The 18576-nt window shown below is 41.4% G+C and carries 17 protein-coding genes; 9 read left to right on the top strand and 8 right to left on the bottom strand.

What is annotated here, in order from left to right; genetic code table 11:
* Positions 1-76: 76 nt before the first annotated feature.
* Together J4E06_RS07430 and J4E06_RS07425 are read left to right on the top strand one after the other, a co-directional pair.
* On the top strand, positions 77-1249 hold the full coding sequence (locus J4E06_RS07430; RefSeq protein ID WP_349523406.1) for an MFS transporter: 1173 nt from the start codon (positions 77-79) through the stop codon (positions 1247-1249).
* Positions 1250-1279: 30 nt separating this feature from the next.
* A complete protein-coding gene (locus tag J4E06_RS07425; RefSeq protein ID WP_349523405.1) occupies positions 1280-2416 on the top strand; it encodes a Gfo/Idh/MocA family protein in 1137 nt (378 codons plus the stop codon).
* Positions 2417-2564: 148 nt separating this feature from the next.
* Here the strand turns inward: J4E06_RS07425 and J4E06_RS07420 are convergent, their stop codons facing one another.
* Complete coding sequence (locus J4E06_RS07420) at positions 2565-2999, bottom strand: hypothetical protein (RefSeq protein WP_349523404.1); 435 nt, start codon at positions 2997-2999, stop codon at positions 2565-2567.
* Positions 3000-3005: 6 nt separating this feature from the next.
* Complete coding sequence (locus tag J4E06_RS07415) at positions 3006-3470, bottom strand: ASCH domain-containing protein (RefSeq protein WP_349523403.1); 465 nt, start codon at positions 3468-3470, stop codon at positions 3006-3008.
* 162 nt (positions 3471-3632) lie between these two features.
* On the opposite strand from J4E06_RS07415, the gene J4E06_RS07410 reads away from it, so the two are divergent.
* The 6 genes from J4E06_RS07410 (at position 3633) to nadD (ending at position 8500) form a co-directional block, all read left to right on the top strand.
* The gene (locus J4E06_RS07410; protein ID WP_349523402.1) at positions 3633-4685 is read left to right on the top strand and encodes a sugar phosphate isomerase/epimerase family protein; all 1053 of its coding nucleotides are present in this window, start codon (positions 3633-3635) and stop codon (positions 4683-4685) included.
* Positions 4682-5425: a 3-keto-disaccharide hydrolase gene (locus J4E06_RS07405; protein ID WP_349523401.1), complete on the top strand. Its 744-nt coding sequence runs from the start codon at positions 4682-4684 to the stop codon at positions 5423-5425. Before J4E06_RS07410 ends, J4E06_RS07405 begins: the two co-directional genes overlap by 4 nt.
* A gap of 1 nt (position 5426) precedes the next feature.
* Positions 5427-6182 carry a 3-keto-disaccharide hydrolase gene (locus J4E06_RS07400; protein WP_349523400.1) on the top strand — a complete coding sequence of 252 codons (756 nt, stop codon included), beginning with the start codon at positions 5427-5429 and terminating at the stop codon, positions 6180-6182.
* A gap of 273 nt (positions 6183-6455) precedes the next feature.
* Positions 6456-7313: a YicC/YloC family endoribonuclease gene (locus J4E06_RS07395; protein WP_349523399.1), complete on the top strand. Its 858-nt coding sequence runs from the start codon at positions 6456-6458 to the stop codon at positions 7311-7313.
* A complete protein-coding gene (gene gmk / locus J4E06_RS07390; RefSeq protein ID WP_349523398.1) occupies positions 7310-7912 on the top strand; it encodes a guanylate kinase in 603 nt (200 codons plus the stop codon). Before J4E06_RS07395 ends, gmk begins: the two co-directional genes overlap by 4 nt.
* 3 nt (positions 7913-7915) lie before the next feature.
* On the top strand, positions 7916-8500 hold the full coding sequence (gene nadD / locus J4E06_RS07385) for a nicotinate (nicotinamide) nucleotide adenylyltransferase (protein ID WP_349523397.1): 585 nt from the start codon (positions 7916-7918) through the stop codon (positions 8498-8500).
* A 2-nt stretch (positions 8501-8502) separates the two neighbouring features.
* Here the strand turns inward: nadD and J4E06_RS07380 are convergent, their stop codons facing one another.
* The 4 genes from J4E06_RS07380 to J4E06_RS07365 all read right to left on the bottom strand — a co-directional run bounded on the left by J4E06_RS07380 (position 8503) and on the right by J4E06_RS07365 (position 13945).
* Entirely contained in the window at positions 8503-9609 is a 1107-nt protein-coding gene (locus J4E06_RS07380; protein ID WP_349523396.1) for a glycoside hydrolase family 130 protein, read from the bottom strand.
* 5 nt (positions 9610-9614) lie between these two features.
* Positions 9615-10331, bottom strand: coding sequence for a DUF6503 family protein (locus J4E06_RS07375; protein ID WP_349523395.1), 717 nt, complete (start codon positions 10329-10331; stop codon positions 9615-9617).
* A gap of 33 nt (positions 10332-10364) precedes the next feature.
* Positions 10365-12659 carry an inorganic phosphate transporter gene (locus J4E06_RS07370; protein ID WP_349523394.1) on the bottom strand — a complete coding sequence of 765 codons (2295 nt, stop codon included), beginning with the start codon at positions 12657-12659 and terminating at the stop codon, positions 10365-10367.
* 71 nt (positions 12660-12730) lie between these two features.
* The gene (locus J4E06_RS07365; protein WP_349523393.1) at positions 12731-13945 is read right to left on the bottom strand and encodes a porin; all 1215 of its coding nucleotides are present in this window, start codon (positions 13943-13945) and stop codon (positions 12731-12733) included.
* 302 nt (positions 13946-14247) lie between these two features.
* On the opposite strand from J4E06_RS07365, the gene dgt reads away from it, so the two are divergent.
* Positions 14248-15606, top strand: coding sequence for a dGTP triphosphohydrolase (gene dgt / locus J4E06_RS07360; protein WP_349523392.1), 1359 nt, complete (start codon positions 14248-14250; stop codon positions 15604-15606).
* A gap of 91 nt (positions 15607-15697) precedes the next feature.
* On the opposite strand, the gene J4E06_RS07355 is transcribed toward dgt, so the two are convergent.
* Both J4E06_RS07355 and J4E06_RS07350 read right to left on the bottom strand, forming a co-directional pair.
* Positions 15698-16756 (bottom strand): DUF3078 domain-containing protein, encoded by a 1059-nt coding sequence (locus J4E06_RS07355; RefSeq protein ID WP_349523391.1) that lies wholly within the window; start codon positions 16754-16756, stop codon positions 15698-15700.
* Entirely contained in the window at positions 16747-18525 is a 1779-nt protein-coding gene (locus J4E06_RS07350) for a 1-deoxy-D-xylulose-5-phosphate synthase (protein WP_349523390.1), read from the bottom strand. Before J4E06_RS07350 ends, J4E06_RS07355 begins: the two co-directional genes overlap by 10 nt.
* Positions 18526-18576: the final 51 nt, after the last annotated feature.

The raw sequence follows: 18576 nt of genomic DNA, 5'->3' as shown, positions 1-18576 counted from the left end.
TAGGGCAATATTTACATAACTTAGGATTTAAACACATAAAAATTATAAAGACAACCAAATATTAACTGATACAAACATGGAAAACGTTAACAAGAATAGACTTTTTATTGGATCCTGCGTAGCCTTATTGGTAACAGCAATGACTTTTGCCATAAGGGCACGTCTGGAAACTGTTTTTGGGCCCGAAGGCGTGGGACTTACTTTGGAACAAATAGGGTATGCCTTTACCCCGGCCTTTTGGGGCTTTACCTTGGCCATGCTTTTTGGCGGGCCCTTGGTTGATTTTTTAGGAATCAAGAAAATCACTTGGATAGCATTCATTACCCACGCCATTGGTATTGTCTGGACCATTTTGGCAAAAGACATGACTTCGCTTTTTGTTGCCACCCTGTTCGTGGGGATTGGAAATGGTTTTGTTGAGGCGGCATTAAACCCTATGATTGCATCAATGTACCCTAAGAGCAAGACCAAGATGCTGAACCGTTTTCACGTATGGTTTCCCGGGGGTATTGCGATTGGAGGTGTTGTAGGATGGTTGGTCATGGATGTCATGGGCTTCAGCTGGCAGATAATGGTGGGTACCCTATTTATTCCGTTGGTTGTATATGCGGTATTGTTTTTTGGACAAAAATTTCCGGTTACCGAACGTGTTGCCCTCGGGGTCACCAATAATAAAATGCTTTCCAGTATTGGTAAGCCCCTGTTCATTTTTATGGTAATTTGTATGATGCTTACGGCCGCATCGGAATTGGGTACCACACAACGTATAGAGTCTTTGTTAAAGGAATCAGGTACCATACCACTATTGGTGCTGGTATTTATCAACGGAATTATGGCCTTGGGAAGAGCTTTTGCAGGTCAGGTCATTCATAAATTACAACCATCCGGTATGCTTCTCTTTTCAGCAATATTTACATTTATAGGCCTTTGGTTGTTGACGATAACAAGTGGTTCTACGACATTTTTAGCGGCAGGCGTTTTTGCAATAGGGGTCACTTTTTTCTGGCCGACCATGCTCGGTTTTGTTGCGGAATATCTTCCTGAAACCGGCGCTTTGGGCTTGTCCATTATGGGGGCGGCCGGAATGCTTTCGGTCTCCATAGTGCTGCCAATTATGGGAAATCTTATGGATAATGCAAGTCCCCAGGAAGCACTTCGTACCATGTCAATCTTGCCAGCCATATTGATTGTGGCCTTTATTGGATTATATATATTTATGCGAGGAAAAAAAGTACAGACAGAAGATTAAGTTTCAAAATCAGATTAAAAATTAAGATTTATGCCTAAAAAGATTAGACTTGGGATTCTTGGAGGAGGCGGGGATTCCCTTATCGGAGTATTGCACAGAGTAGCCTCTTTCATTAATGACAATTACGAAATTGTTGGTGCCGTATTCAATCCAAATTTGGAGGATAGTATTGCTTTTGCCAAGGAAATAGACATTCCTACAAACCGTATTTACAAGGATTTTGACACTTTGGTGGAGGAAGAAATGAAGCTTCCCGAAGACGAGCGTATTCAAGTGTGCTCCATTCTTACGCCGAACTTTTTGCACTTCCCAATGGCAAAGAAATTATTGGACCACGGTTTTCATGTCATTTGCGAAAAACCAATGACCACTACCTACGAGGAAGCCAAAATTCTACAGGAAACCCTCAAAAAGGCAGGAACCGTATTTGCCGTGACCCACACCTATACCGGTTACCCTATGGTGCGCCAAATGCGAGAAATGATCAAAGAAGGTGCCATTGGAAAAGTGCACAAAGTGGACGCTCAGTATTACCAAGGGTGGATGAACCCCATCATTCACGACAAAGAAAAACGTGGAACGGTTTGGAGACTTGACCCGAAAAAGGCTGGAATCAGTTCTTGTATGGGAGATATTGGCGTACATGCATTTAATATGATAGAGTTCACAACCGGCTTGCAAGTACAATCATTGCTGTGCGATTTCAATTATATGTACGATGACAACGTGATGGATATGGACGGTACGGCCCTCATCAGAATGGATAAAAACGTAAAAGGAGTCATCCGGGCAAGTCAAGTGGCCACAGGAGAGGAAAACAACCTCACCATTGCCATTTATGGTCAAAAAGGAGGATTGAAGTGGGAGCAGGAAAACCCAAATTACCTTTACAGATTGAACGATCCAGAGCCAATGCAGGTATACAAACCAGGACACGAATATAATTCCGACCTGTCTTTGGACGGAACAAAGTTGCCTCCGGGGCACCCCGAAGGTATTTTTGATGCCATGGCCAATATTTATTTGGGAGCGGCCAAGGCCATTCGCGGAGAAGAATACAATAGCGGAGAGTTCCCGACCATGATGGATGGAGTCCGTGGCCTCAACTTTATCGAGAACACCGTAGCTTCACACAAACAAGGAAACATTTGGGTGGATATGGATTGATCCATCAACCTTAAGTAATATTAGTGGTTGCTTAAAAAGGTATTAGTCAACCTGAACTGGTTTCAGCTTCTCATCAAACTTGTTGCTCAACAAGTGAGATTCTGAAATAAATTCAGAATGACGGTTTTGTGCCCTTTTTAAGCAACCATTATTTTTTGAAATTTCGCATCCTTTTAAAGAAGGATTCTGAAAAAACTTGTTGGGTAATTTTCTCTGAAATTAAGTCTTGAAGTACGTTTGAATCATCGATTCTTCTATAGGAAACCTCAGATTCTTTATTTTTTAAGGAGAATGTAACTTTCTCATTTTTCAAACTAACTTTACCTAAATTTTTGAAACCAGCGCCCAATGTGGATGTGAATAAAGAATCATTTTTAATAAAAAACTTGTTCTTGGGATTATATCCAACATTCTCATCATAAACATAGAGGTGCTTTGAGTCAATAAAAATCTCCTGATATAGTAAAGGCGATTGATGACTTTTCATTATTTGCCAATTACCATATAAATCATATGGGTCTAGTTGTTTTGAAGAACAGGCAAGATTTACAATGAATAGAAGTATTAAATAATATGTTCTCAAATCTAATTATTTTTTATAGCGCATCTCAAACTCCTCGAAAACCACGATCATACTTTCCTTTGGAGTCTTATCAAACTTGGCAAGTTCACGGGTGTAGTGATCCCAATGTGTTTTTTTCCAGTGTTCAAGACTTTTGTCGCCTTCACCTTCCAAACGTGCATGCTCTTCCCGAACACTAAAGTAGGGGAGCAGTTTCACCGCAGTGGTACGTATGACGCATTTGGCATGGCCTTCCCAATCAGTAACAACGGAAAAATTCCCGATTTTCGGCAGGGGTTGGCCACTCAATTGCAAAACTTGTAAGGAATGGGACGTAGCTCTTTTGGTCTCTTTGCAGACCAAATCTGCAAATAGGTTGGCATCTTTTTCGTTGTCACCAAAATGAATGACTTTTGGGGCATCTTCAGATGCAAACTCCAAATGTGCATCCAAAAAGTCGCCCCACAGATTTCGGGCAGAAGCATTTTCCATAAGTAGTGTTTAAAAAAAAACTCTAAGCTGTTTTAATTGTTAACGAATCCCTATATTTATGTCTTACTACATGAGACGTAAAAATAGCATAGTTTTTTTCTTAAATATAGAAGATAAATCCCAATTAAGTTGGGATTTCCAAATTTCTTAAAATTCAATTCAATGAAGACAATCAAAGGACCTGCAGTGTTCTTAGCACAATTTGTGGACAGTAAAGCACCGTTCAATACCTTGGATGGAATGTGTAAATGGGCCTCGGATTTGGGGTACAAAGGAATTCAAATACCAACTTGGGAATCTTTCCTGATAGACATGGACAAAGCGGCCGAAAGCCAAGATTATTGCGACGAGTTAAAAGGAAAAGTCAATTCCTATGGCTTGGAGATCACAGAACTATCCACCCACTTGCAAGGACAATTGGTGGCGGTGCACCCCGCATACGATATCATGTTCGACAACTTTGCGCCCGAAGCATTGCACGGAAAACCCAAAGAACGTACCAAGTGGGCGGTTGAAACCGTAAAGAAAGCTGCAACCGCTAGTCGTAGATTGGGGCTAGACGTACACGCTACATTTTCTGGCTCATTGCTTTGGCATACTGCGCATCCATGGCCTCAAAGACCTGCTGGTTTGGTAGAGATGGGTTTTGAAGAGTTGGCGAACCGTTGGATGCCAATCCTAAACCATTTTGATGAAGAAGGAGTGGATGTTTGTTACGAAATCCACCCAGGCGAAGACCTTCACGATGGAGATACCTTCGAACGCTTTTTGGAAGCAACGGGCAATCATAAAAGAGTGAATATTTTGTACGATCCAAGTCACTTTGTGTTACAGCAATTGGATTACATTGAGTACATAGACCATTATCATGAGTTCATCAAATCATTCCACGTAAAAGATTCTGAGTTCAACCCAACAGGGAAAAAAGGAGCCTTTGGCGGTTATAACGATTGGGGAGATAGAGCTGGGAGATACCGTTCCTTGGGCGATGGTCAAATAGACTTTAAGACCATTTTCTCCAAACTGACACAATATGGATGTGATGTTTGGGCCGTAATGGAATGGGAATGCTGCATCAAGAGCCCTGAACAAGGAGCTCGCGAAGGAGCCAAATTTATTCAAGACCATATCATTGAGGCCACAACCAAAACGTTTGATGATTTTGCGGGTGCCGACATTGATAAAGAAAAACTGAAAAATATATTGGGATTATGAGAAAACCATTGCTATTTGTAGCCCTTGCCTTTGCTTTTGCATGTAAGGACAAACCAAAAGAAAACAAACAAGAAGCTGAAGAAGTAATAGAGACCGTTGAAGAAAAACAACCCGAATGGACGAACTTGTTCGACGGAACAAGCTTTGATGGTTGGCACATGTACAACGGTGACGAAGTGACCGAACCTTGGAAACTGGAAGACGGCGCCATGGTTTTTTATCCACCGGAAAATCGACCCGATGGTGCATACTATAATTTGGTAACCGATACACGGTACACCGATTTTGTACTAACAATGGACTGGAAGATTGCCGAGGGAGGCAACAGTGGAATTTTTTGGGGAGTTATGGAAGATGAACAGTTTGGGCAACCCTATCTGACGGGCCCGGAAATACAGGTGCTCGACAACGAAAGACATCCAGATGCGCAAAATGGAGATGACCGTTTGGCGGGAGCTTTATATGATATGGTCTCTCCATCTAAAAATGTAGTAAAGCCTGCAGGGGAATGGAACAACTTTGAGTTAATGATCAACCATAAAACCAATGAAGGCCATGTTGTTTTGAATGGCACCAAGATCGTGGAGTTTCCGGTACAAGGCCCAGAGTGGGAAGAACTAGTGGCCAATTCCAAATTTGCCGATTGGGAAGATTTTGCAGCTTTCGAAACTGGCAAAATTGGACTTCAGGACCATGGAGATAAGGTAGCTTTCAGAAATATTAAAATAAAAGAACTTTAGGATGTCAAAATTAACAAACAAACTATTGGCTTTATCCCTACTTGCCGTCGGATTTATTTCCGCGCAAGAAGTAGAGCCAACAACTCCGGAAGAAACGGAATTTTATGAACCGGTACCACCAAAAGTGACCCCCGGGGAAGACGGAGCCCCCCCGAGTGATGCCATTGTACTTTTTGATGGAACATCGCTGGACAAATGGATCAGTTCTGTGGACAGCACAGCCGCCAAATGGATTTTGAACGACGATGGCAGTATGACCGTGAAAGATAGAACAGGAGATATTCAGACCAAGCAAAACTTTGGAAGTGTTCAACTCCATATTGAATGGAAATCACCTGCAGAAGTACAACGGGATGGTCAAAACAGGGGAAATAGCGGAGTTTTTTTAAATGGTCTGTACGAAGTTCAAGTATTGGACAATAACGATAACGACACCTATGTGAACGGTCAAGTCGGGTCCATTTACAAACAGCACGTGCCCTTGGCCATGGCTTCGGTGCCAACTGGGGAATGGAATACCTACGATATAATTTACCACGCCCCCGAATTTGAAAAAGGACAAAAAGTAAAATCGGGAACACTTACGGTAATCCATAATGGGGTACTTATTCAGGATCATGTGGAGATAAAGGGTACCACTCCCTACATTGGTTGGCCCAAAAACCCACCACATGGAAAGGGACCTTTAAGACTCCAGGACCATGGCGATAACAGCCGTGTCAGTTATAGAAATATTTGGGTGAGGGAGCTGGATTAGCTCCCTTATATTATTTTAGTGATATAGAATCCGTGGTGCATTTTGTATGAAAGATTCGTCATTTCGAGTGGTTTTTTAAGCCAGAGGTTAAAAAATTGTATCGAGAAAAGAATTTTCTTGAACATAAACCTTGTTCTCGATACTTTTTCCTTTAGAAAAAACTCGAACTGACTGTTTTTAACCACAATAGTATTAAAATGCGTTATGGGTTGATATAAAATCCCCAAGAGCCAAAACCTATTTTGGTTACCTTTGGCAAAATTTAGCATATACATGATTCAATCCATGACAGGCTTTGGGAAGCACGTAGTACAGCTCCCTTCCAAGAAAATTACCATTGAGCTCAAATCGCTCAACAGCAAAAGTTTGGATATCAATGCCAGAATCCCCCAATTCTACAGGGAAAAGGAACTGGAATTGCGTAAAATGATAGCCAGTGCGCTGGACAGGGGCAAGGTGGACTTTAGCCTTTATGTTGAAATTACCGGGGAGGAAACAACAGCAGAGATCAACAAAGGTGTGGTAAGGAATTATATGGGGCAATTGGCGGATATTGCCAAGGGCAACGACATAAAACTATTGGAGATGGCCCTGCGTATGCCCGATACCCTCAAAACGGATAAAGATGAGATTGATGAAGAAGAATACAAGGCCATAAAGGAAGCCATGGATGAGGCCCTTACCAAAATTGTTGAGTTCCGAAATGAAGAAGGAAAGGTGCTGGAAGAGGATTTTGTGGCGAGGCTAAAGAGTTTGAACCAATTGTTGGAAGCCGTGAAAGCGATGGACCCAGAACGTTTGGGAACGGTGAGGGAACGATTGGAGAAGGCAGTTGCAGACCTCAAAGTGGAACTGGATTCCAATAGGTTTGAGCAAGAACTCATCTATTACCTGGAAAAATATGACATTACCGAAGAGAAGGTCCGTTTGGCCAATCACTTAAAATATTTTGAAACCACTTTGAATTCCGATGACTCCAACGGTAAAAAGCTAGGGTTCATTTCCCAAGAAATCGGAAGAGAGATCAACACCATAGGTTCCAAGGCCAACTATGCGCCAATGCAACAGTTGGTGGTACAGATGAAGGATGAATTGGAGAAAATTAAAGAACAAATGCTCAATGTGCTATGACAGAGACAGCAGGCGGCAAGCTTATCATTTTTTCGGCACCCTCGGGCAGTGGTAAAACCACGATTGTCAAACATTTGTTGAATCAGCCCGAGCTGAATTTGGCTTTTTCCATATCGGCAACTTCCCGCCCACGCAGGGGAAAGGAAAAAAACGGAATCAACTACTATTTTATGTCCGTTTCCCAATTTAAAAGACATATCAAGGATGGTGATTTTTTGGAGTGGGAGGAAGTGTACCGGGATAACTTTTACGGCACCCTAAAAAGTGAAGTGGAACGTTTGTGGGCTGAAGGCAAAAATGTGATTTTTGATATCGATGTTTCGGGTGGATTACGTATAAAGAAGAAGTTTCCCGAAAAAACATTGGCCGTTTTTGTAAAACCGCCCAGTGTGGATGAGCTAAAAATCAGGCTGAAGAAGCGAAGCACAGAGAGCGACGATAAAATAAACATGCGTATCGCCAAAGCATCGGTAGAGTTGGCAACTGCCCCCCAGTTTGATAAGATCATCAAGAACTACGATCTCGATGTAGCGCTTAATGAAGCCCATAGATTGGTCGCCGATTTTGTTGGGGCACAGATACCTCCAAAAGAAAACTAAAGCATGAAAAAGGTAGGGCTCTTTTTTGGAACCTTTAACCCGATACATATAGGCCATTTGGTGCTAGCGAACCATATGGTGGAGTTTTCCGGTCTGGATGAGGTTTGGTTTGTTATCACCCCGCAAAGCCCTTTTAAGGTAAAGCAATCGCTGCTGGACAACAACCATAGGTATCAAATGGTGTTCGAAGCGGTACAGGATTATCCCAAGCTAAAACCCAGTAAAATAGAGTTTGATCTTCCCCAGCCCAATTATACCACTAATACCCTGGCCCATTTGGATGATAAATATGGAAAGGACCATCAATTTTCTCTGATTATGGGAGAGGACAATCTAAAAAATTTCCATAAATGGAAAAACTACGAAACCATTTTGGAACATTACTCCATCCATGTGTACCCCCGAATTTCGCACGGTGAGATAGCACACCAATTTAAAGGACATCCAAAAATTACCAAAGTGGATGCGCCTATTATGGAAATATCGTCCACCTTTATTCGCAAAGCGCACAAATCCGGTAAAAATATCCGTCCTATGCTCCCGTATTCTGTTTGGAAATATATGGACGAGATGAATTTTTATAGATAGTCTTACTTTTTTGCAGTTACAACCCCAACCATACTATCTGCCGTTCCATAATACAGATACCAAACATTTTTGAAGCGTACCAAGCCCTCCAGAAAGGTGGTACCGTCTTTATATTGGCCTGATTTTTCAAAAGACAGTTCAGGTTTTATAAAAGACTTATCGGTACGGTCCAATAACTTCCAAGGTTCGCTGCCATCAAAGAGCGCCTGTCCCCCTGTATAAATTCTATTTCCAAGTTCCTTTACTCCAATATTTTGCGAATTCCCTGCATTGTAGAGCACCACAATACCATGTTCCGTTAATAATGGGGGTGGACCTGCCTCAACCAACCAAGAATCAAAATAACCAGGTCGTGGGCTTAAAACAGGCGCTAATTTGCCTTCGTAGGTCTCTACGGGTTCCCAGTCGACCAAGTTGTTGGAAGACGCCAGCCAAATATGCGGAACTCCGTAGTACATCCAATATTTACCATCAATCTTTGCGGCAACCAATTTACCATCCTTAAGTGTTGTTACAATGGCTCCCGATTTGGTTTCTTTCTCGTGATAAACACCATTTTTATAGTGCTGAAAAACCGGACCATGTTTGTCCCAATGTTTTAAATCTTTTGATGTGGCAACTGCAAGTTTGGGTGTTTTTCGGTTCCATTGGGTATAGGTAAGCACGTAAAGGCCTTCTTCGGTCTCAACGATTCTTGGGTCTTCGATACCACCTGGCCATTCGTTGACTTTTTGACCATCTTCACCAGGATAAAAAACAGGTTCTGGCCATTTGTTATAGGTAGATCCATTAGTAGAAGTAGCCATTCCAATTCGGGAACGATGTCCGCCAATTTCCTTTTCCCCTAATTTTTCTTCAGCACGGTAGAGTACATAAATGGAATCTTCCTTTACAATCGCTGCAGGATTAAAAGTCGCCATGGATTCCCAATGCACAATTTTTTGCGTTATGGGATCCTTAAACGTTGATGCACTATCTTTCTGTAAAATAGGTTGGGCATTTTTTGGACGTTCAAAAGGTCCTAACATCCAATCCTTTTCTTTCGTTTGTGAAAAAATAGTAGTCTGGGAAAGTAAAAGAATGAATAGGGATAGAATTGCAGTTCTCATCAAATTTAAATTTTTTCCAAGGTATCCGTTCCCAAGTATTTATTATCCTTGTTCATGTACCAAGCCCTTGTTTTGGGCATTTTTATCCCGCTGATTTCTTCCAATCCTTTCAAAAGGATGTATTCTCCATCATTTTTACTCTCATCATGGTAAAATTGATACACTTCCATGGCGTAGGTGGTTGGGTCAAAATAAAAATACCATGTATCGGTGCCTACTTCGGCATCGTAGGTAACTTTTAAGACCACATACTTTTTACCCTTGAAGGTCTTATTGTAAACCTTTGGGTCTAAATGTGTGCCCGGATCGTTCAACTTCATCGGAAGCCCGTAGAGGTAGGTGTAGTAATCTTTCATAAAGTTGCCCCGTTCACAATTCAGTTGGAATTCTTCGGCCTCTTCTTCGGAAAAGTCTTCGCTTCCGTTCAAGGTGATTTCACAGGAACCTTTATCCATCTCATAGGCATAGGAATTGCCTTTTTTCTCAACATTCAAGGTAAACTTTTGTTGGGGAAAATCCACGCCAATGATGCTTGTGCGTTTTGGACGGCTCGGGGTTTCCATCACCACTTTAAAAGTAGTGTTCAAGTTTTCCCAATTGCCGTTGGGGTCGTGAAACGCAATGGCTTTTTCCAGAACTTCATCTGCCGAAAGTGATTGTGCCGAAAGTGAAGAGACAGATAGAACCCCCAACATAAGTAGAGCAAAAAAGTACTTTTTCATATCATTCTATTTGATGATAGGAAAGATACTGTTTTATTTTATCTCAATGGTAGCAGGCTCAACAGAACTATCGTGCTCACGATAATATTGCTCCAAAAGATTCATCATTGCAGTAATCAAATCTCTGGTTTCGAGTAAAATAGAGAAGTAAAGCGTGGTGTTCTTTGGGCTGGATTCTTCGGTTCTTGTTCTTGAAACTTGGATATCGATTTTTTGTGAAACCAGATCGTAGAGATCTTGTTTGGAATCCAAGATAACCCCAATTTGCTCAAAAGACTTTTCCTCGAATGCTTTTTGGGTGCCGTTGAAGATTTCTTCCAATTTGTGGTCAATTTCCTTGAGTTCCTTGATCTGGTTGTACTTTAACTTTTTGTGATTATTGTTTACATGATTATGGCTAACCTTACCAATATATTCCAAGGACTGGGATATATCCGTTAAGTGCCCCATAATATTGATATAGAAATTACTGGCACCAATATGGGCTTCCTCCAAATTCTTGATGAAATAAAAGGTATGTTCTCTTAAATCTTCAATTTCTGATGCTAGTTTTTTGCCCTGTTTCTTGTTCTTTTTTAAAGAGTCCAGATCCTGTTTGGCCAGCCCATTGATAGAGTTGGTGTAGATTTTATTGCTTCGCTTTATTACATTGGCAATATTGGCGGCACTTTCTTCGATAACCCCTTGTATGGAACTGCTCTCTGCTCTTCTTAAACGGTCTTCTACTTTTATCTCTTTTGATTTTTTGTTGTAGGATATGTAGTTTCTTACCAAAAGAAGCGTGGCAGCAAACAATAAAATGGCTATAGCTGCTCCTTTTCCAAAACTGATCAATGACAATATAACCCCTGATGCAATAAATGCAATAATGGCAGTACTGAACCAGCCAGCGATAACGTTAAGTACACCGGCTACACGGTATACGGCACTTTCTGCACCCCAGGCCCTATCGGCCAAAGAAGTACCCATGGCCACCATAAAGGTTACATAAGTGGTAGAAAGGGGCAACTTGTATGATGTGGCAATGGAAATTAGAATTCCGGCAACCATTAAGTTTACCGAAGCCCTGATCATATCAAATGCAGGTAGCTGAAGTACTTTGTCCTTGGAAAGGTTAACGGTAGGTTTTTCAAACCGCTTGTCAACCTTATTTTGCAAAGATGTTGGTATCGCGCTGGAGACCCACGTGGATAGGCCTATTGAAAACCTTACCAATCCTCTTGATAAAAAGTTGGGTTGGAACTTTTCTTTGGCCTCGCCTTCGCGTGAAAGGTTTATCTCGGTATCGGCTACGTACCTTGCTTTTTTGGACATCCAAAGAGTTACAACCATGATCATCCCGGAAAGGAACAATAACAATGTAGGTGTTTCTACCTTAGTGGACAGGATTCCCATGCTAAATTCAGTGGCTGGAATTCCAGAACCGATCCATGCTTGATACGATTGCCACGCAGCGATAGGCACCCCGATAAAATTCACAAGGTCGTTTCCTGCAAAAGCCAGGGCTAGGGCAAAGGTTCCAACGCCAATGATCACTTTGTAAATATTTACTTTGGCAAATTGGATAAGCATGTACGAGATCAGAGCCCAAAAGACAAAGTTGATCAATATTACTTGGTAGATTTGAGTCTCGAGAAATTCCTTGATCGTGATGCCTCCAATAAAACCATAGGTTTGATCGGCAAAAGGAGTTCCTTTAATACCTTTCAGCAATATAAAATAAGATATTGCAGATAGTGCGATACCGGCAAACACAGCTCCGACCCATTTTGCTTTTTTCTGAAATTGGTAGGACAACAGCAATCTCGATACCCATTGTACAAAAGCACCGATGGTAAATGCAATAACAACCGAAGACAGAATGCCAACGATAATTTCGATCGCCTTGTCGGTGTTGATGTAATTGACCACATCAGAGAAACTACCATTTGTGTCGGCTATTTTTAATATGGCCATGGCAACGGCAGCACCTAAAAGGTTAAAAACTATTGAAACCGTAGTTGATGTTGGCATTCCCAAGGTGTTGAAGAAGTCCAACAACAGAATATCCGTAATCATCACGGCCATAAATATGAACATGATTTCGTCAAAGTAAAACTCACCTGGATTAAAAATGCCCTTTCTGGCAACTTCCATAAGACCACTCGAGAAAATAGCGCCACATGCAATACCAACACTGGCAACGATCATTATGGTTTTAAATGAAATGGCCTTGGACCCTATTGCCGAATTCAAAAAGTTAACCGCATCATTGCTTACACCAACAACAAGGTCAGCAATAGCCAAAATCCCTAAAGCGACCAAAATCAAAAAATAAATGTTGTCCATAATTAAAATTCAGAAAAATTTTTCAAATATCTAGAGAATGCGTTTTTATTAGGTTACGTTAAGGTTATTTTTTAGAAATGTACGTCCACTTGTAAACGATACATTAATGTATCAAAGCCATCATCTATATCTAAATAACTCAAATCGGTTTGTACCTTTAGTTTATGGCCCACAATATATTTTGATAGGCCTAAGGTGTATTGTGTTTCAGGTTTTTTTTCAGTTATATGGTAATCTAAGTCAATATCGGTATATCTAGCCGATATCTCCCAATTATTTTTAAATAGGTAACCCGACTGTAGGTTAAGGCCATTTCCCACTTGCACAACATCACCCGTTTCGGTGTTGTCCGAGTTTAGGGCTATTGGACTTTCTGCATCACGGTAGGCGTATTCGCCCATCAGGGAAAAGCCACGATACTTGAACATTAAATCTAAAAATAAGGTAGAGATGTTGGTTTTGTGGAACCCAGTGTCATTGAACATATAACGTCCCATATTACTTCGAGTTTTTACAGCATTGTTGTTTAGGTCGTACGTGGCTCCAAACATTAACTTTGGTTTCGCTTCTCGGCTTAGGTCCGCAGCTTTGTAATCTCCCTTGTTGGCAAACTTCCCAAAAGGAAGTAGTTCAAGCCTAGTGGTATATTGGTGTCCGCCTAAATTACCTTCGGTAACGTTTCTGCCCTCACCCTGCGAGAAAGCAAATTTTTCACGGACCAAAAATGTGTTGCCCAAATAAAAATGATGTCTCAATTGAAAACCCATATCCCTATCAATATTGAACCAGGTATTCAATAAAGACCGATCTACTTGTTGAAGGTTTCCGGATGAGATGACCCTTTCAATATTACCGGGCAACTTTGTTTGTCCGAACCAAAGTTCAAAGTTTTGGTAAAAATTCCACATGACAACTGCATCTAAAATGTATCGAGGTGTATTTTTTGTGAATTCTGAACCTCCAGAAATATCTCTATTGGATAAACCAAGCTCTATTTTGTACCTGAGTTTTGGAGAATAGGCAAAACCATTGAACTTAATTCGGGCCCGTCGAACCAAAAAGTTTTGTTCTGGAACGGTAAGAGTGTTTTCATTATCATCTGTCCAGCTAAAACTGGATAACAACTGTATTCTAGTCCCCAATTTCATGGACCAAGTACTGTCTTTCCCCATTATGTTCAGCAATCCATCGCCAAACTTTGTGGAGGATAGCTCTTGTGAATAAGAAAATTGTATGCAAGCCAATAGAAAGGAAAACCCGATCAGGGTTAACTTTTGGGTATTCATTACGGTACTAGTTTTTGTCGCTGCAAATAACAGTACCCAATGTTAAATTAACATTTCCTCTATGTTATCATAAGTATGTTTTTTTCATAAAAAAGGCTACCTTTTTAAGGTAGCCCTCAGATTTCGAAGAATAGTCGACAAAAACTAATATCCGTATAGAAATCTTTGTCAAAAATGGACTATGAAAATTTCTTTACTGTAATTTTAAGTTTAATTAATTATTAAGCATTGCTTAATGGAGTGTTATCCTGTTTTCTTGGTGTATAATCTAGGTTAAACGTATATTGCACCAATAGTTAACTATGAACTGGGAGCAATTACTTTCTTTAAAACGACACGGAGATACAGGAAAACGATTACGAAAGGAACAGAACGAGACCCGTTTGGGGTTTGAGGTAGATTATGACCGAATCATTTTTTCATCCGCTTTTAGAAGTTTGCAGGACAAAACCCAAGTGTTTCCCATGCCTATAGCGGTAGGTTCCCAAAAAAACTTTGTGCATACACGTCTAACCCACAGCATGGAGGTCTCGGTGGTGGGAAGAAGTCTTGGACGAATTGCGGGACAGCAGATCTTGACCAAATATCCATTTTTGTCCGAAGTACACGGACATCATTTTAACGATTTTGGAGCTATTGTGGCCGCAGCGGCCCTTGCCCACGATATTGGCAACCCTCCCTTTGGACATAGTGGGGAGAAAGCCATTGGCAATTATTTTAAACAAGGCAAAGGAAAGCAATACAAGAATGAGCTGAGCCCTGAAGAATATCAAGATCTCATTGATTTTGAGGGGAATGCCAACGGATTTAAATTATTGACCGAGTCGCGTGAAGGAGTTCCGGGAGGTCTCCGGTTAAGTTATGCCACCTTGGGCGCCTTTATAAAATATCCAAAGGGATCGTTACCCAAGAAACCGTCGAAAAACATTGCGGATAAAAAATTTGGCTATTTTCAATCCGAAAAGGAGTTTTTCCATGAACTCGTGGAAGAAATTGGTCTGTTGCCCAACCCAAATCATCCTAAAACAGGGTTTTTGAGACATCCATTAACGTATTTGGTGGAGGCTGCCGATGATATCTGTTACACCATCATCGATTTTGAGGATGGCATCAATTTGGGATTGATTCCGGAGGAATATGCGTTGGAGTATCTCATCAATTTGGTGAAGGATAACATCAATACCAAAAAATACAATGCCATGACCACCTCAAGTGACAGATTGAGTTATTTGAGGGCACTTGCCATTAGCACTTTGATAGGTGATGCCGTGGATGTTTTTGTAAAAAATGAAGATCAAATCCTAAACGGTGAGTTTGATGTTTCCCTGCTCGACAAAGGTAAATACAAAGCACAGGTGGCCGATATCATCAAGTTGAGTGTGGAGAAAATCTATCAATCCACCGAAGTGGTGGACAAAGAACTGGCGGGATACCGTATTATTTCGGATTTGTTGGATATGTACACCACGGCCCTAATCAACGTAAAGGAGGGAGAGGATACCAACTACGACCGATTGCTCATTAAAAGTTTACCGGAAAATTATAGGAACACGGATAGCTCAATCTATAAAATATTGTTGGACACGAGTTGTTTTGTGGCCAGCTTGTCCGATAGTGCAGCGGTGCACATCCACGATAAACTTACAGGAAGAAAGGTCTAAGAGCCTGTTTAGGAATTGATATAGGCCATTTTTGATGCAGTTTGAGGCATAATTTTTAAGCATAGCCGTGGCTACGGTTCAAAATTAGGCCCTAAAACGAATAGAGCAACCCAACTCCCAATAACTGCTTAAACTGGATTTTGGCGACGCCAGGGCTTATTATCGTTCCGTCCTCAGCAATTTCCTCATCAAATTTAATGTCATCATCATAGATGATGTGGGTGCCGACGTTGGCGTTCAGATATTCGTTTACTTTTAGGTTAAAATTCAATTCCCAATCCACGTCTATATTCCCAAAACTCCGTAAATAATCGGTATAAAGGTTGAGGCGATGGCTCATGAGCACATTGTTTGCAATTTCGGTTTCCCAGGTATTGGTGATCAAAAAACCAAGTTCCAAAAACACATTTTCCCCTTCCTCGACCCCAAAGGCACCTTGATTGGACAGCACTTCATCCAAAACAAAAGTCGATTTCATGGTAGCAGGCGAGATATAAAGGTTGAATTTGTCCTTTGGTGGAATGTAAGAGGTACCGACACCCATAAATAAATAGCCCGGGGCCATAAATCTGGAAATCGGGTTTTCCCTATCCGGATATTTATAACCGTTGGAAAATTGGGTCCTAAAATTTGCTTTTACAGAATAGTACCAATTGGTAATGGTGTCCTTTCTAAAGCTTAAGGTGGTGGACAATCGAATCTGGTCGTCCGTTTTCCGAAGCTTTCTCCCCTCTTGTGCGTTAAGACCATATCGAAATTGAGCCTCGTTGTTCCAACTTAAATATCGGAATTTATAATTTCTGACAAAATCGGCGCTTGCCAGTGCAGAAACAGAATTATCGCCACCGGCATTCCAGTTTACAAAAGCAACTTCACTAATGTTAAGCCCAAATTTGTTTACCTTCTTCCAAAAAGAGGTGGGCTTGAACCGCTTGTACCAAACGCTCAGGGGCTTAACTTTGTTCAAAACCGTTCGTGGGTCGGTTAGTTTCGCATTTCTGGTCAAATATTTCAATTTCACATCTTTAATGCGAATTATTTTAAAGTTGCCATTGGTGCTATCAATTTCAAAGGCTTTTAATTGGGTTACCTGTGCATTGGCAGATAGAAAAACGGTGAGAAAAAGAATTAAAAAACAATTTATTCGCATTGGTCTAAGGTTGATTGTATGTGTGAATGTAGCGCATCAAAATCTATACCAGCCAATTGATGGGTCTCGGGTATTGTTCCCTGTTCCACAAAATGGTCGGGTACTCCAAAAATTTTAACAGGTTTTGATAGCCCTTCTGCGTTGGCAAATTCGAGAACGGCAGTGCCAAAACCTCCTATTTTCGCCCCATCCTCAATGGTTATGATGTGTTCGTATTCGACAAAAATGGTACGAAGTATGGTGTGGTCCAATGGCTTTACAAAACGCATATCGTAATGTCCGACCGCCTCGGGCCTATCCAATTTTTTGATAAGCTCTAAAACAGTGTTGCCAATATGACCAATGCTCAGCACAGCAATTTTTGAACCTTTCTTCAAGCATCGGCCAGTACCCATTTTAATAAGGTCAAACTTACTTTTCCAATCAATGGTCACTCCCCGGCCCCTTGGATATCGTATTGCAATGGGATTGTCCAGTCCTAGCTGGGCCGTGTACATGATGTTCCGCAGTTCCATCTCGTTCATTGGGGCAAAAATGATAAGGTTTGGGATGCAGCGCAAAAAGGCCATGTCAAAAACACCATGGTGCGTAGGGCCATCTTGCCCCACCAAACCAGCACGGTCCAAACAAAAAATTACAGGAAGCTTTTGGAGGGCCACATCATGGATTACCTGATCGTAGGCCCTTTGTAAAAAGGTGGAATAAATGTTGCAAAAAGGAACCAAGCCTTGTGTGGCCATCCCAGCGGCCAAAGTAACGGCGTGTTGCTCGGCTATGCCTACGTCAAAAGCACGGTCGGGCATTTGGTCCATCATAAATTTGAGGGAGCTGCCACTGGGCATTGCAGGGGTGATTCCCACAATTTTTTCATTTTTCTTGGCCAATTCCACAATGGTGTGCCCAAAAACATCTTGATATTTGGGTGGTTCAACCTGTACCGGTTTTTTTAATCGCTCTCCTGTGGCTTTGTCAAATTTTCCTGGGGCATGGTATACTACTTGGTCTTCTTCGGCCTGTTTTAGCCCTTTTCCCTTTGTGGTGATGATATGGAGCAGTCGCGGACCTTCAACTTTCTTTAGTCTTTCTAATTCTGCAACCAACGCTTTTACGTCATGACCATCGATAGGTCCTGTGTAGTTGAGGTTGAGACATTCAAAAATATTCTCGTCCTTGGCAGTTCCGGCCTTAACATTGGTCAGATACTTTTTCAAGGCCCCCACACTGGGATCTATTCCGATGGCATTGTCGTTTAAAACAATGAGTGCGTTCACCTTGGTCACCCCCAGATGGTTAAGCCCTTCGAAGGCCATTCCGCTGGCAATGGAGGCATCGCCCACCACTGCAATATGTTGTCTGGAGAAATCACCTTTTAATTTAGATGCCATTGCCATTCCCAAAATAGCTGATATGGCCGTAGAACTGTGACCCGTTCCAAAATCGTCGTATTTGCTTTCGCTTCGTTTTGGAAAACCACTTATTCCGCCCAATTGACGATTGGTTTCAAAAATTTCCTTGCGTCCTGTTAGAATTTTATGTCCATACGCTTGGTGGCCCACATCCCAAATAAGTTTGTCATCTGGGGTATTGAACACATAGTGCAGGGCAATGGTGAGTTCCACAACCCCTAAACTTGCGCCTAAATGTCCTTCTTTAGTGGAAACAATATCAATAATAAATTCCCGTAATTCTTGGGCAAGTCGGGGCAACTCATCCAATGGTATTTTTTTGAGGTCTTCGGGGGATTCGATATGTGTTAACAGTGTTTCCAATGAATAAAAAACAAAAGTATCGATTCTCCCCAAAATTATTTTATGTGTAGC

Source organism: Allomuricauda sp. NFXS6 (genome assembly GCF_040148835.1).
Lineage (GTDB): Bacteria > Bacteroidota > Bacteroidia > Flavobacteriales > Flavobacteriaceae > Flagellimonas.
Note: the sequence above shows the minus strand (reverse complement) of the source record. Positions and strands in the feature narration are given on the sequence as shown.

What these genes read in the sequence shown, in the direction of transcription:
- J4E06_RS07430 (WP_349523406.1), top strand. Translation starts at nt 77, where the DNA reads ATGGAAAACGTTAACAAGAATAGACTTTTTATTGGATCCTGCGTAGCC.
- J4E06_RS07425 (WP_349523405.1), top strand. Translation starts at nt 1,280, where the DNA reads ATGCCTAAAAAGATTAGACTTGGGATTCTTGGAGGAGGCGGGGATTCC.
- J4E06_RS07415 (WP_349523403.1), bottom strand. Translation starts at nt 3,470, where the DNA reads ATGGAAAATGCTTCTGCCCGAAATCTGTGGGGCGACTTTTTGGATGCA.
- J4E06_RS07410 (WP_349523402.1), top strand. Translation starts at nt 3,633, where the DNA reads ATGAAGACAATCAAAGGACCTGCAGTGTTCTTAGCACAATTTGTGGAC.
- J4E06_RS07405 (WP_349523401.1), top strand. Translation starts at nt 4,682, where the DNA reads ATGAGAAAACCATTGCTATTTGTAGCCCTTGCCTTTGCTTTTGCATGT.
- J4E06_RS07400 (WP_349523400.1), top strand. Translation starts at nt 5,427, where the DNA reads ATGTCAAAATTAACAAACAAACTATTGGCTTTATCCCTACTTGCCGTC.
- J4E06_RS07395 (WP_349523399.1), top strand. Translation starts at nt 6,456, where the DNA reads ATGATTCAATCCATGACAGGCTTTGGGAAGCACGTAGTACAGCTCCCT.
- gmk (WP_349523398.1), top strand. Translation starts at nt 7,310, where the DNA reads ATGACAGAGACAGCAGGCGGCAAGCTTATCATTTTTTCGGCACCCTCG.
- nadD (WP_349523397.1), top strand. Translation starts at nt 7,916, where the DNA reads ATGAAAAAGGTAGGGCTCTTTTTTGGAACCTTTAACCCGATACATATA.
- J4E06_RS07380 (WP_349523396.1), bottom strand. Translation starts at nt 9,609, where the DNA reads ATGAGAACTGCAATTCTATCCCTATTCATTCTTTTACTTTCCCAGACT.
- J4E06_RS07375 (WP_349523395.1), bottom strand. Translation starts at nt 10,331, where the DNA reads ATGAAAAAGTACTTTTTTGCTCTACTTATGTTGGGGGTTCTATCTGTC.
- J4E06_RS07370 (WP_349523394.1), bottom strand. Translation starts at nt 12,659, where the DNA reads ATGGACAACATTTATTTTTTGATTTTGGTCGCTTTAGGGATTTTGGCT.
- J4E06_RS07365 (WP_349523393.1), bottom strand. Translation starts at nt 13,945, where the DNA reads ATGAATACCCAAAAGTTAACCCTGATCGGGTTTTCCTTTCTATTGGCT.
- dgt (WP_349523392.1), top strand. Translation starts at nt 14,248, where the DNA reads ATGAACTGGGAGCAATTACTTTCTTTAAAACGACACGGAGATACAGGA.
- J4E06_RS07355 (WP_349523391.1), bottom strand. Translation starts at nt 16,756, where the DNA reads ATGCGAATAAATTGTTTTTTAATTCTTTTTCTCACCGTTTTTCTATCT.